11 protein-coding genes are annotated in these 13,635 nt (G+C 72.6%); 5 read left to right on the plus strand and 6 right to left on the minus strand.

Annotated features, from left to right (window positions below):
* The 3 genes from UWG_RS0104070 to UWG_RS0104080 all read left to right on the plus strand — a co-directional run.
* Positions 1-818 (plus strand): carbohydrate ABC transporter permease (locus UWG_RS0104070; protein WP_016905933.1); only part of this gene is annotated, 818 nt, incomplete at its 5' end.
* The gene (locus tag UWG_RS0104075; RefSeq protein ID WP_016905934.1) at positions 815-1,645 is read left to right on the plus strand and encodes a carbohydrate ABC transporter permease; all 831 of its coding nucleotides are present in this window, start codon (positions 815-817) and stop codon (positions 1,643-1,645) included. The genes UWG_RS0104070 and UWG_RS0104075, both read left to right, overlap by 4 nt.
* A gap of 8 nt (positions 1,646-1,653) precedes the next feature.
* Positions 1,654-4,041: a beta-xylosidase/alpha-l-arabinosidase gene (locus UWG_RS0104080; RefSeq protein WP_029391152.1), complete on the plus strand. Its 2,388-nt coding sequence runs from the start codon at positions 1,654-1,656 to the stop codon at positions 4,039-4,041.
* Positions 4,042-4,098: 57 nt separating this feature from the next.
* On the opposite strand, the gene UWG_RS0104085 is transcribed toward UWG_RS0104080, so the two are convergent.
* The 3 genes from UWG_RS0104085 to UWG_RS0104095 form a co-directional block, all read right to left on the minus strand.
* The gene (locus UWG_RS0104085) at positions 4,099-4,905 is read right to left on the minus strand and encodes a DeoR/GlpR family DNA-binding transcription regulator (RefSeq protein ID WP_016905936.1); all 807 of its coding nucleotides are present in this window, start codon (positions 4,903-4,905) and stop codon (positions 4,099-4,101) included.
* A gap of 82 nt (positions 4,906-4,987) precedes the next feature.
* The gene (locus UWG_RS0104090) at positions 4,988-6,343 is read right to left on the minus strand and encodes a GntT/GntP/DsdX family permease (protein WP_016905937.1); all 1,356 of its coding nucleotides are present in this window, start codon (positions 6,341-6,343) and stop codon (positions 4,988-4,990) included.
* The gene (locus UWG_RS0104095) at positions 6,340-7,722 is read right to left on the minus strand and encodes an SAF domain-containing protein (RefSeq protein ID WP_016905938.1); all 1,383 of its coding nucleotides are present in this window, start codon (positions 7,720-7,722) and stop codon (positions 6,340-6,342) included. Before UWG_RS0104095 ends, UWG_RS0104090 begins: the two co-directional genes overlap by 4 nt.
* Positions 7,723-7,912: 190 nt before the next feature.
* On the opposite strand from UWG_RS0104095, the gene otnK reads away from it, so the two are divergent.
* Both otnK and UWG_RS0104105 read left to right on the plus strand, forming a co-directional pair.
* A complete protein-coding gene (otnK, locus tag UWG_RS0104100) occupies positions 7,913-9,214 on the plus strand; it encodes a 3-oxo-tetronate kinase (RefSeq protein ID WP_016905939.1) in 1,302 nt (433 codons plus the stop codon).
* Positions 9,211-9,852, plus strand: a complete 642-nt coding sequence (locus UWG_RS0104105; protein WP_016905940.1) for a class II aldolase/adducin family protein — start codon at positions 9,211-9,213, stop codon at positions 9,850-9,852. The genes otnK and UWG_RS0104105 overlap by 4 nt, the downstream gene beginning before the upstream one ends.
* Before the next feature lie 257 nt (positions 9,853-10,109).
* On the opposite strand, the gene UWG_RS0104110 is transcribed toward UWG_RS0104105, so the two are convergent.
* The 3 genes from UWG_RS0104110 to UWG_RS0104120 form a co-directional block, all read right to left on the minus strand.
* On the minus strand, positions 10,110-10,982 hold the full coding sequence (locus UWG_RS0104110) for an SAM-dependent methyltransferase (RefSeq protein ID WP_029391153.1): 873 nt from the start codon (positions 10,980-10,982) through the stop codon (positions 10,110-10,112).
* Positions 10,983-11,091: 109 nt separating this feature from the next.
* Entirely contained in the window at positions 11,092-12,078 is a 987-nt protein-coding gene (locus UWG_RS0104115) for a PfkB family carbohydrate kinase (protein WP_016905942.1), read from the minus strand.
* Complete coding sequence (locus tag UWG_RS0104120) at positions 12,075-13,577, minus strand: purine-cytosine permease family protein (protein ID WP_016905943.1); 1,503 nt, start codon at positions 13,575-13,577, stop codon at positions 12,075-12,077. Before UWG_RS0104120 ends, UWG_RS0104115 begins: the two co-directional genes overlap by 4 nt.
* Positions 13,578-13,635: the final 58 nt, after the last annotated feature.

The raw sequence follows: 13,635 nt of genomic DNA on the forward strand, positions 1-13,635 counted from the left end.
GCCTCTTCGCGCTCGTCCCGCTCGCGCTCGTCGCCGCGCTCTCCCTGACGAGCTGGAACGGGCTGGGCGAACCGGAGTTCACCGGGCTCGACAACTTCCGGCGCCTCGCCGGGGATCCCGTCATGCTCCAGAGCCTCTGGCTCAGCGTCCTGCTCACACTCCTCGGTGTGGCGGTGCAGACGCCGCTCAGCATGCTGCTCGGGGTCTGGGCCGCGGGGCACCAGCGCAACCGGGCCGTGCTCTCCGCCGTCTACTTCCTCCCGCTGCTGCTCTCCGCCGCGGCCGTCTCGGTGCTCTGGCGCGCCGTCCTCGATCCCAACTTCGGTGTCCCGGCGCAGGCGAGCTGGCTCTTCGGCGACGGCAACCTGTTCGGCGAGCAGGGGACCGCGCTCGGCGTGCTCGTCTTCGTCAGCGCCTGGCAGTTCACACCGCTGCACACGCTCATCTACCAGGGCGCGGCGCGCGCGATCCCCCAAGTCCTGTACCAGGCGGCGCAGATCGACGGTGCGGGAAGGGCGCGGCAGTTCCTCCACGTCACGCTGCCGCAGCTACGCAACACCGTCGTCACCTCGACGATCCTGATGGTCGTGGGCGGCCTGACGACCTTCGACACCGTCCTCATCCTCACCCAGGGCGGCCCCGGCACCGACACCACGATCAGCGCCTTCTACATGTACCAGAAGGCGTTCAAGAGCTTCGACTACGGAACGGCCTCGGCCGTCGGCGTGCTGCTGGCGCTCGTCGCCACCGTCGTCTCGCTGATCATGGTGCGCCTCACCGGATACGACCGGATGCGCAGCACGATGGAGGGGATGTGAGCAACCACCGCCCCAACTACCTCGCCGGATTCGGCTCGTTGGTCTGGCTGTTCCTCGTCGGACTGCCGCTGTACGCCATGCTCGTCGCGACGCTCCAGTCGCGCACCGGGTACGCGGAGAACGGCCCGCTGTCGCTGCCGGACAGCCCCACGTTCGACAACTATCTCCGCATCCTCCAGGACCCCGGCAGCGGCTTCGGACGCTACTTCCTCAACACGGCGCTCGTCACCGTGTGCGTCGTGGGCCTCGTGCTGCTTCTCGTGCCGCCGCTCTGCTACGCCATCGTCCGCAGCCGCAGCCGTACGACGCACACGATCTTCCGGCTCTTCCTCCTCGGCCTCGCCATCCCCTCGCAGGCCGTGATCGTGCCCATGTTCTACGTCATCAGCAAGGCAGGGCTCTACGACAACCTCGTCGGAGTCGTCCTGCCGACCGCCGCCTTCGCGATGCCGGTGTGCGCGCTGATCCTCACCGGCGTCATGCGCGACATCACCCCGGACCTGTACGAGGCGATGACGGTGGACGGCGCCTCGCCGTCGCGGGTCTTCTTCCGCCTGGTGCTGCCGCTCTCCCGCAGCGGCCTGTCGACGATCGTGGTCTATTCGGCCCTCCAGGCGTGGAACGGGTTCCTCTTCCCGTTGGTCCTCACGCAGTCCGAGGAGACCAAGGTGATCACTCTCGGGCTCTACGACTTCCAGACGGAGCACGGGGTCGACATCCCCGGACTCCTCACCGCTGTCGTCCTCTCGCTGCTTCCCATCCTGCTCGTCTATCTGTGCGCCCGCCGCGCCCTGGTCCAGGGCCTCATGGGCGTCGGAGGAAAGTGACCGGCCACGTGACAGAGACCGCAGAGCCCCTCAACCCCTCGCTCCGCCCGTGGCAGGACCCGGCACGCGCACCGGAAGAGCGGGCGGACGCCCTGCTCGCCGAGATGACGCAGGCGGAGAAGACCGCCCAACTCGTCGGCGTGTGGGTCGGTGCCTCCGACGAGACTGCCGAAGTCGCCCCGCACCAGCACGACATGGACGAGCCGATACGCCTCGGCGACCTGCTCCCGCACGGCCTCGGCCAGTTGACCCGGCCCTTCGGCACGGCCCCCGTCGACCCCGCGCGGGGGGCGCTCGCGCTGCTCCACGCCCAGCGCGGGATCGTCCGTGCCAACCGCTTCGGCGTTCCGGCCCTCGCCCACGAGGAGTGCCTCGCCGGCTTCGCCACCTGGGGCGCCACCGCCTACCCCGTCCCGCTGTCCTGGGGCGCCACCTTCGATCCCGCGCTCATCGAGGAGATGGCCGGCGCGATCGGTCGCGACATGCGCGCCGTAGGCGTCCGCCAGGGCCTCGCCCCGGTCCTCGACGTGGTGCGCGACGCCCGCTGGGGCCGGGTGGAGGAGACCATCGGGGAGGACCCGTACCTCGTCGGCACGGTGGGGGCCGCCTACGTGCGCGGGCTGGAGTCCGCGGGCGTCCTCGCGACACTCAAGCACTTCGCCGGCTACTCCGCTTCCCGCGGCGGACGCAACCTCGCGCCCGTCGGCATGGGGCGGCGCGAGCGCGCCGACGTGGTGCTGCCGCCGTTCGAGATGGTCGTACGCGAAACCGACCCGGGCTCGGTGATGCACGCCTACACCGACACCGACGGCATCCCCTCGGCGGCCGACGCCACCCTCCTCACCGAACTCCTCCGCGACACCTGGGGGTTCCGAGGGACCGTCGTCGCCGACTACTTCGGGATCGCCTTCCTCCACACGCTGCACGCCGTGGCGGCCACCCTCGACGAGGCGGCGGCAGCGGCGCTCGCCGCCGGAGTCGACGTGGAGCTCCCGACCGTGAAGGCTTTCGGCGAGCCGCTGCGCCGCGCCGTCGCCGACGGCCTGGTCCCCGAGTCCCTCGTGGACCGTGCCGTGCGCAGGGTGCTGGCGCAGAAGGCCCGACTGGGGCTGCTCGACCGCGACTGGGACCCGCTGCCGCCCGCGCTCTCCGGAACGGACCCCGACACCGAGGACCCGCGCGGAAGCGTGGACCTAGATCCGGCCGCCAACCGCGCCCTCGCGCGTCGCGTCGCCGAGCGGGCCGTCGTACTCCTCCGCAACGACGGGACCCTTCCGCTCGACGACGGCGCGGTTCCCGGCCGGATCGCGCTCATCGGACCGCAGGCCGACAGCCCGACAGCCGTACTCGGCTGCTACTCCTTTCCCGTCCACGTCGGAGCGCAGCGCCCGCACACCCCGCCCGGCATCGCCCTGCCCACGCTGCGGGAGGCGCTGGCGGCGGAGTTCCCCGCGAGCGAGATCGTCACCGTGCAGGGCACCGGTACCGACGGCGAGGACACCGCGGGCTTCGCCGAGGCCGTGGCAGCAGCCCGCGACGCCGACCTGGTGATCGCGGCGCTCGGCGACCGCTCGGGGCTCTTCGGCAGGGGAACGAGCGGCGAGGGCTGCGACGCCGGGGACCTCGCGTTGCCCGGCGCCCAACAGCAGCTCCTCGACGCCCTCCTGGACGTCGGAACACCGGTCGTCGTGGCGCTCCTCGCCGGCCGCCCGTACGCACTCGGCGGGGCGGCGACCCGGGCTGCCGCACTCGTGCAGACCTTCTTCCCCGGTGAGGAGGGCGCTCCCGCGCTCGCCGCCGTCCTCAGCGGGCGCGTCGCTCCCTCGGGGCGCCTGCCCGTCTGCGTGCCGGCGCTGCCCGGAGCGCAGCCGTCGACCTACCTTGCGCCCCGGCTCGGCCACGCGAGCGAGGTCTCCAGCATCGATCCGACGCCGGCGTTCGGCTTCGGGCACGGGCTGACGTACACCACGTTCGCCTGGTCCGACCTCGACGTGGGCACGGAAGAAGCCGCGACCGACGGTGCGTTCACGCTCGCCTGCACTGTCCGGAACGTCGGCGAGCGGGCCGGCACCGAGGTCGTCCAGCTCTATCTCCACGACCCGGTCGCCTCGGTCGTGCAGCCCGTGCAGCGCCTGGTCGGCTATGTCCGCCTCGACCTCGCCCCCGCGGAGTCGGCCCGCGTCCACCTGACCGTTCCGGCCGATCTCGCTTCCTTCACGGGCCGGGACGGGTACCGGATCGTCGAACCCGGCGCGCTGGAACTGCGGTTGAGCGCGTCGAGTGCGGACCCGCGCCTGACGGCGCACGTGCGCCTCACCGGAGCCGTCCGGCAGGTGGACCACCGTCGCCGCCTGCACCCGGAGATACGGGTCGAGTGCGGGCCCCGCCGCCCGTGACGGGCCGGTGACGGTCGCACCGCGACGCCGCGTCGCGGTGCGACCGTGCCGGACCCCTCACACCTCGGCCTGTTCAGCTCCCACGAGCCTCACGTCGGTCCCGGCGGACCGGATGCCGTGGGCCGCCGCCTCGGTGAGGGAGGCGTCGGTGACGACGGTGTCGAAGGCGTCGAGCCCGGCCACCTTGTACATGCCGAAGGTGCCGTACTTCGACGACCCCGCCACCAGCACCGACTGCTGGGCCGCAGCCATCGCGGCCTGCTTGACCTCGACCTTCGGCGCGGAGGGCGTGGTCACCCCGCGGACGAGGTCCCACGAACTGGTGCTGACGAAGGCGATGTCGAAGGCGAGTTGGCGGATGGTCGCGGCGGCGAGGCGGCCCACGCTGGAGTGGTTGTCGGGCTCCACCCGGCCGCCGACGTGTATCACCGTCAGGTGGCTCGCGGGGAAGAGCTGCTCGACGGCGCCGAAGTCATTGGTGACGACGGTGAGTTCGGCGTGCTCGGCGAGGTGCGGGACCATCGCGAGCAGGGTGGTGCCGGCGTCCAGGTAGACGGTCATGCCGTCGTGCACCAGCTCGGCGGCCGCGTACGCCATGGCGTGCTTCTGCGGCTGCTCGACGACGGACTTGTCCTGGAAGCTCGGCTCCGAGTGGAGCCGGCTGGCGATCCGGACGCCCCCGGGCACCGTGAAGACGAGCCCGCGGCTCTCCAGTTCGGCGATGTCGCGGCGGACCGTCATGTGCGAGACGCCGAAGATCTGGGTGATCTGCTGGACGCTCAGCACGCCGTCGCGGCGCAGGTGTTTCAAGAGGAGTTCGCGTCGCTGATCGGGGATCAGCGGCGGCTCTCCGGAGGAACCCATGCCGTGTCGTCTCCGTCCTGGTGGTCGTGGGCGGTGGCCCGGGGTGTGCGCTCTCATCTTGCCGGAGGCCGGCACCCGCCCGTCAGCCGACCACCGTGCTCAGCAGCAGGATGCCGCCGAGGCTCAGCACCGACTGGAGCGAGAGCATCAGCGTCCAGGTGCGGAACGTCTGGGCGATGCTGAGCTGGAAGTACTCCTTGAAGAGCCAGAATCCGGAGTCGTTCACGTGCGAGAGCATCACGGCACCCGACGCGGTGGCGAGCACGAGGAGTTCGGGCGAGAGTCCGGGGTACGTCCCGACGAGCGGGGCGACGATGCCGGTCGCCGCGGCGGTCGCCACGGTCGCCGAGCCGAGGCAGATCCGCAGCAGCGCGGCCGCGCCCCAGGCGAGCAGGAGCGGCGGTATCGACCAGTCGACGGCGTACTGCGCGATGACGTCGTCGACGCCGGTCGCCGAGAGCACCTCCTTGAGCGCACCGCCCGCACCGAGGATGAGGACGATGGTGCCGACAGGACCGAGCCCCTTCGCGGCCATCTTCTGCAACTGGTCGAGCCCGAAGCCGGACCGGATGCCGAGCGCGAAGAACGCGAAGACGACGGCGGCGATGAGGGAGAGGACGGGGGTGTCGCACGCCTCGAAGAGCGTGTACGCCCAGGACCCCTCCGACGTGACGGCCGTGCCCAGCGTGCCGGTGAGCATCAGTGCGGCCGGCAGCAGCACGGTGATCAGCGCCATGGCCAGGGAGACCGGGCGCTTGCCCTCGCGCGGCGCGGGCCCGGGGTCGGGCACGGGGCCCTTCGTCAGGTCGGGCGCCGGTCCGAACCAGCGGCTCGCCACCTTGGTCAGCAGCGGCCCGCTCACCACCGCCAGCGGGATCGCGATGATCAGCCCGTAGAGCAGGGTGAGCCCGGTGCTGGCGTGGTAGGCGCCCACGGCCAGGGTCGGCGAGGGGTGCGGCGGCAGCAGCCCGTGCGAGACGTACAGCCCCGCGGCCATCGGCAGCCCGACGAACAGCAGGTGTGAGCCGGTGCGTTGGGCGACGGCGTACACCAGCGGGACGAGCATGACGAAGCTGACGTCGAAGAGGTGCGGCATGCCGATCAGCAGCGCGGCGGCGGCGATCGCCGTCGGCACCCACTTGACCGGCCGGGTGCCGATGAAGGCGGTCGCGATCCGGTCGGCTCCGCCGGACCCGAGCAGGATGCCGCCGAGCAGCGTGCCGAGCCCGATGACGGGGCCCGTGCTGCTCAGCGCGTCCCCGAAGCCCGTCTCGAAGTGCTCGACCGTGTCGGCGGGGGAGATGCCGTTGGCGAAGCCGAGGGCCAGCGCACTGACGGCGAGCGCGAGGAACGGGTGGAGCTTCGCCTTGGTGATCAGCAGGACGAGTAGGACGATCGCCGCTGCGGCGAGGAGCAGGTGCTGGACGTCGGCGCTCATGCGGGCTCTCCGGAGGTGCGTGCCTCCCAGGCGGAGAGCAGGCCGGCGTCCGGTCCTTCGAGGTCGTCGAGGGTGAGGAGCTCACCTGCGGGGACGTCGCGCCGCACCGTCGCGCCGGCGGCGAGGTAGAGCGGAGCCACGCGGTCCGGGGCGTCCTCGGCGCGCAGCAGTACCGCGCGCACGCCTTCGACGTCGTGGTGGTGGCCGCCCATCGTCAGCGGGGCGCCCGCCGGCAGGTCGCGGGAGGCGCGTCCCGCGAGGACGGCGGTGCTGCGCGGGGTCGTGCCGCCGGAGGTGCGGTGGTGCAGCACCGCGGAGAAGAGGGTCATCGGGGTCTCCACGCCCATCAGGTGGTACGGCAGGTAGAGCGCCGCGTAGCGGCCGTCGCGGCTGAGGACGTGGCCCTTCTGCGCGAGTGTCCGCCAGGTCTCCGCGTCTCCGGTGCGCACGACGACGAAGACGCCGCCCGCGAAGGAGGCTTCGCCGGGGAGCCGCAGCGCGGTGAAGACGTCGACGGCACCGGGCGCGGAGAGGACGCCGCCGTCCTCGCGGAGCGCGTAGGCGTCGGCGAGTTCGGCGATGCGCAGGACGGGGTAGTGCAACCGCTCGGTGTCGGGAGCGAAACCGGTGTTGTCGGCGACGACGGCCATCTCGCAGTAGTCCGCCGTCGCGCCCGTCGGCAGCGCCGCGACGGTGCGGGCGCGGGCTTCGAGCGTCGCGCGCACGTCGTCGCCGAGGTCGAGAAGCGCGGCGAGGCCCGGCGCGGGCACTGTGGTGTCCAGCTGGGTCACCGTCTCCGTGGCCGGGTCGAGGACCAGGTCGTACTCGGTGGACTTGCCGACGGCGACGATCTCGAGGCCGAGGGCCTCCGCCCAGGTGACCAGGCCGATCAGGTTGGCGGGCTGGTCGCCGCCCGCCGGTGTGTAGACGACGCCCCGCGCGCGGGCGAGCTCCGCGAGGTGCAGGCCGGCGACGGAGTCGACCTCCTTGCTCACCATCGCCACGTGCCGGTCGGCCGTGAGTGCGTCCCGCGCCATGGAGCAGCCGCCGGCCGGGTCGCCGGTGGCCTCGACGAGGACGTCCCACTCGCCGGCGACGAGCAGCGTCCCGTCGGCGACGAGGGCGATGCGCCCGGCGTCGTTGGCCCCCGCGACCTCGGCGGCGGTCGCGCACGACTGCAACTCCTCGTCGGCGTAGCCGAGTTCGAGGCAGAGCGCACGCAACCGCGCCGGGTCGACGTCGCACAGGACGGCGGGCGAGAGGCGGGGGATGAGACGGGTCTGCGCGAGCAGGGTGCGGGCGAATCCGCCGCCTGCGCCGGAGAGGGCGTAGCGGACGGGACGGTCACCCGCGTCGGAGAAAAGACGGTGCACGTTCATGGGGCTCCTCGACGGTGATCGGGGAGAGCAGGTCCTCATCCCCGATGAACAAAAGCTACGCAGCGATTAACAACAGCGTCAACCCTGGTAACATTTTTTCACGTACGAAGAACCACGAAGCACAACGGTGCGAACGAACCCGGCCGCTGGCACCCCACGGTCGGAGCCGCGCCGACCCAAGGGAGGGCCGATGCCGACGCTCGGTGCCATCGCCGATGACTTCACCGGCGCGACCGACCTCGCCACGATGCTCGTCGCCCGGGGCTTCCGGACGAAGGTCGTCGTCGGCGTGCCCGAACCGCCCCCGCCGGCGGACGCGGACCCGGACGCGCTGGTCGTCGCGCTCAAGTCCCGCACCGCGCCCGCGGCACAGGCGGTCGCCGACTCGCTCGCCGCGCTGCGGGCCCTGGCCGAGGCCGGGTGCGAGCGCTTCTACTTCAAGTACTGCTCCACCTTCGACTCGACGCCGCAGGGCAACATCGGCCCGGTCATGGACGCGCTCCTCGACGAGCTCGGCGCCGCGCGCACCGTCGTGGTGCCGGCCTTCCCCGCCACCGGCCGCACCGTCTACCGGTCACGGCTCTTCGTCCACGACGAGCTGCTCGACGAGAGCCCCATGCGGAACCACCCCCTCACGCCGATGCGCGACGCCCACCTGGTGCGGCTGCTCGCCCCGCAGACCGCACGCACGGTGCGGCAACTGCCGCACGAGACGGTCCGCGCGGGTGTCGAGGCGGTGCGCGCACGCCTCGCGGAGCCCGAGTTCGCGGACGGCGCGCTCGTCGCCGACGCCACCACGGACGACGACCTGCGCACCCTCGCGGCCGCCACCGCGTCGTTCCCCCTCGTCACCGGCGGCGCCGGACTCGCGCTCGGCTTCTCCGGCCCGCGCTCCGGCGCCGCCGAGGCGCGGGCCTCCGCCGCCGACCCGGCGCCCGACGCGAGGGGCGTCGTCCTCTCGGGGAGCGCCTCGGCCGCGACGCGTGCCCAAGTCGCCCACGGAGCCGCGCGGTTGCCGCACCGGAAGCTCGACCTCGCCGCGCTGCGGCGGGACTTCGACGCGGAGGTGGCGGCCCTCGCCGAATTCGCCGAGCGGAGCTGGGCCGAGCGTCCCGGGCAGCCGCCGCTGCTCTACGCCGTCGGCGAGGAGGGGGACGTCGAGCCCGCCGGAGCTGAGCCGGGTGTCCCGGCCGCCGAACTCGTGGAGTCCGCGCTCGCCCGGTGCGCGCGGCTGCTGGTGCGCCGGGGGGCGACCCGCCTCCTCGTCGCGGGCGGGGAGACCTCGGGTGCCGTCGTCACCGCGCTCGGGGTGCGCGCGCTGCGGATGGGTGCGCCGCTCGGTCCCGGCGTCTCCTGGGCCACGGCCGAGGCCCACCCGTACGGCGAGGAGGACGGTGCCGCCGCGACGGGCGTGCTCGTCGATCTCGCACTGAAATCGGGGAACTTCGGCGCCGTCGACCTCTTCACCGCCGCCTGGAAGGAGCTGTCGTGAGCGAAGCGTCCCACGAACTCGCCGCGGCGGGCGCCCGGTTGGCGGCACTCGGGCTCAGTCCGGGCTCGTCGGGGAACCTGAGCGCACGAGAAGGCGACCGCATGCTGATCACTCCGACCGGCGCGGACCTCGCCTCGCTCGACCCGGAGCGGCTGAGCCGGCTCGACCTGGACGGGCGGCACGTGGACGGCCCGAAGCCGTCGAAGGAGTACCCCCTCCACTGCGCCTTCTACCGCCGCGACGCCGGCACCCGGGCCGTCGTCCACCTCCACTCGCGGCAGGCGACCGCACTGAGCTGCCTGCCTCCCTGGAGCGAGCGGAGCGCGGTGCCGCCGCTCACGCCGTACTTCGTGATGCGCGTCGGGCAGACCCCGCTCATCCCCTACGCGGAGCCCGGCGACGCCGGGCAGGCCGAGCGGATGGAGCGCCTCGCCTTCGGCTTCCGCGCCGCGCTCCTGCAGAACCACGGTCCGGTGACCGCGGGTGTCTCGCTGGCGAAGGCGGTGGACGCGGCCGTTGAGTTGGAGGAGGTCGCAGGGCTGCTGCTGCTCTTCGGCGCGCGAGCACCACGGCTGCTGGAGCCCGAGGAGGCCGGCGCGCTGGCCGCCCGGTACGGCACCGAGTGGGACGCCGCCTGATCCGGAGCGGGGCGGCCCCCGGGGGCCGCCTCCTGCGGTGCGGGGTGCCTCAACTGCGCCTGTGACGGGCCAAGTTGAGGCACCGCCGATGCGGGCGGCTCATGCGTTCCGCCGCCGTTCCTCTCGTGCGCACCGGACACTCCGCGTAGGTCGCGCTCGCGGGGACGGGACGTATACCGCCTGCTTCCCGCCGGGCGGACGCCACGGCCCCGGGCGCGCTCCGTACGACACCCGCCCGACGAACGCCGCTCGACCCGTCACGGCTTCCGCGCCAGCAGCCCGTAGCAGGACGCCTCCGCATCGGAGTAGAGCGGTATCGGCGCCAGCCGCGCAGGGCGTCCGGGCCACCACCGGTTGAGCGGACGCACCCCCGGCTCCAGCAGCTCCAGACCGGCCTCGGAGACGATCTCCTCCACCTCGGCGTCCGACCGCAGTTGGACCGGCAGCTTGCGACGTCGATAGACCTCGGCGGCCTCCTTCATGGCGTCGTCGAAGTCCTCCGTGGTGTGGGAGAGGACGAGGAAGCTGCCCGAGGGCATCGGTTCCATGATCGTGCGGAGCAGCTCGCCCGGCCGGTGCTCGTCGGTGACGAAGTGGAAGATCGCCACGGCGCACACCGCAACCGGCCGCTCCAGGTCGAAGACCGGCTCAGGGCCGGCGAGGCAGGGATGGCCCAATATGTCCTGCGGTCGCCTGAGGTCCGCCTCGATGTAGTCGACGCGCCCCTCGCGCGTGCTCGTCATCAGCGCCTCGGCGTACGTCATCACGATCGGGTCGTTGTCGGTGTAGAGCACCCGCGCGTGCGGCCGGTGGTACTGGGCGACCTGGTGCGTGTTCGGCCTCGTCGGGATGCCCGTCCCGATGTCGAGGAACTGGTCGACACCCTGCTCACGCGCCAGGTACTCGACGACCATCTGGAGGAAGTACCGGTTGGCCCGGGCGAACTTCGCACTGTTCGGGGCGGTGCGCAGCACCTCCTCGGCCGCGATCCGGTCGGCCTCGAAATGGTCCTTGCCGCCCAGGTAGTAGTCGTACATCCGCGCCACCTGCGGCTCGCCCCGGTCCGCGACGTCGTTCGCGGCCGTCGGCCCCGGGCCGCTCGTGCTCATCCAACCGGAAGGGTCTCCCATCTGCGGCTCCTCTCGACCGTGTGCCTGCGAGGGACACTTTCCCTCAATATCAAGTCCCTGTGAAATCCCAGGTATTGGGGGGTGCGGAAAACCCCGGGATCCTCCGGCCTCACGTCTCCGTCGCCGCGTCCGCGAGCAGCGCCGCGAGCGGGTCCTCCGGGCCGAGGAGCGGGACGAGTTCGGCGGCCGTCGGCCCGGTGGCGGGGCCGCGGCGGGTGACGGCGACGGAGGCGGCGACGTTGGCGCCGCGTGCCGCGTCGAGGGGTGCGGCACCGAGCCCGAGGAAGGCGAGGAAGGCGCCGACGTGGGCGTCTCCGGCCCCGTTGCTGTCGACCAGCTCGACGGGACGCCCCGGCACCGCCACGGCGCCCCCTTCCGTGCGACGGCTGCCTCCCGCGAGCCAGCAGCCGTCGGCGTCCCCGCGCACGAGGACACCGGCGCCCGGCCGCAGTCCGCGGGCCAACTCCTCGGCGGCCGGGCCTCCTTCGGCGACGCCGCAGAGCAGCTCGGCCTCCCGCTGGTTGCAGCTCAGCCAGTCCACGCGGGCGAGTACCCGCTCCAGACGCACCGGCTCGATCTCGGCGACGAGCGGCCCCGGGTCGAGGCACAGCACGACCCCCTCGGGAAGGCTCGCGGCGAACTCGGTGAGGACGGGCGCCGATTGCGGGTAGGCGAGCCCGTAGCCGGAGAGCTGCACGAGGTCGCCCGCGCGTACGCAGGCGGCCAACCGCACCGCCTCCGCGGAGGTGAGTGCGGCCTCCGCGCCAGAGGCCGTCACGAACGTGCGCTCGCCTCCGGAATCGACGAGGGCGACGCAGTACCCCGTGTCCCGCTCGGTGTGCGCGGGGAGGACCGGACGTACGCCCTCCGCGTCGAGCGCACCGCGGACAAGGTCGCCGAAGGGGCCGGTCCCGTGGCCGCCCCCGTACACGGCGGGCAGCCCGAGGCGGCGGGCGGCGGCGAGGACGTTGAACCCGCCGCCGACCCGGTGGCCGGCGTCCGAGGCGAGCACGTCGCCGCCGCGCTCGGGCAGTCGGGGCACGCGCAGCACCATGTCCACGAGGACGCTGCCGGCGAGGACGAGCCGTGCACTCACGCGGAGACCTCCTTCTCGGCGGCCGGCTCCTCCGCGTCCGCGGTCTCCGTGTCGCGGCGCAGCGCCTCGGCGCGGACGGCCCGGTCGAGCGGCAGCAGCAGGCTGTAGGCGACAGCGGCGATCACGAACGTCACGACCCAGCCCAGCCCGTTGCTGCCGAGCCAGCTGTGCGCGAACGGGCCCGAGAACCACACGTCGGTGTCGCTCGTCTTCGCCTCCGTCAGCAGCAGTCCCACCACGATCGCGGCCGCCCAGGAGACGCACGCCGACCAGGCGAAGCCGCCGTTGTACCAGTAGCGGCCCGAGCGCCGCGGCTCCATCAGCGCCTCCGCGTCGTACACCCGCCGGCGCAGCATGTCCACGGCGAAGACACCGACCCAGGCCGTGATCGGGACGGCGAGGAGGGTGAGGAACGTCGTGAACGGACCGTAGAAGTCCTCGGCGATGAGCATGAAGTAGATGCCGCCGGCGAACGTGATGACGATGTCGATACCGACGGCGACGGTCCGCCTCGCCCGCACGCCGAGGGTGACGAGCGTCAGCCCCGCCGAGTAGACGGAGAGGTGGTTGGAGAGCAGCAGCCCGCCGAACGCGGCGACCAGGTAAGGGACGGACATCCACGAGGGCAGCATCGCGTCGATCGCGGCCACCGGGTCGGACGCGGCGGCGAGCGAGGAGTCGCCGGCCGAGAGCAGCGAGCCGAGCGATATCAGCAGCACCAGCGGTATGCCCGCGCCCCAGGCGGAGGCGACCACCAGCCGCCCGCCGGGTACGGAGCGCGGCAGGTAACGGGCGTAGTCGGCGCCCGCGTTGGCCCAACCGATGCCGGTACCCGCGGCGATCACACCGATCCCCGCGACGACGGAGCTCAGTGGCGCCGCCGGCGCGTCGACCACCTCGCCCCAGTCGACGGTGGCCACGAGGAAGGCCATCACCAACAGGTTGAGCAGCCCGAAGACGTACGTGGCCCACTTGTTGATCCACATGATGACGGCGTGCCCCAGCCCGCTGATCAGCAGTGTGCAGGCGATGAAGACCAGCAGGCAGACCAGCGTCAGCACGGTGTTCTGGCCCACGCCGAAGACGATCGCGAGCAGCGAGAGCAGCGCGTAGGCCGCGGTGGTCGTGTTGACGGTCTCCCAGCCCACTCGGCTGATCCATGTCACCAGCGTCGGCCCGGTGTTGCCGCGCCGCCCGAACACCGCGCGGGAGAGCGTCAGCGCCGGCGCCCCGCCCCGCTTCCCCGCGATGCTCAACGCGCCCACGAGCGCGAACGAGCCGAACGCACCGACGAACGCGACGAGTACGGCCTGCCAGATGTTCAGGCCGCGGAAGGCCACCAGGGTGGCGCCCAGCGGCAGTCCCAGCAGCGAGATGTTCGCGGCGAACCACGTCCAGAACATCTGGCTCGCGTGTCCGCGGCGCTCACTGTCGGGAACGGGCTCGATGCCGCGGGTCTCCACGGCGCCGGCGAGCTCACTCTTCTTCGAGTCAGCCATGGCCCAACCTCCTTACGAGGCAAGAAGCGAGGAGCGCGCTCCTCGGGATGTGCGGTCC

This window comes from Streptomyces xiaopingdaonensis (assembly GCF_000262345.1).
Classification (GTDB): Bacteria; Actinomycetota; Actinomycetes; order Streptomycetales; family Streptomycetaceae; genus Streptomyces; species Streptomyces xiaopingdaonensis.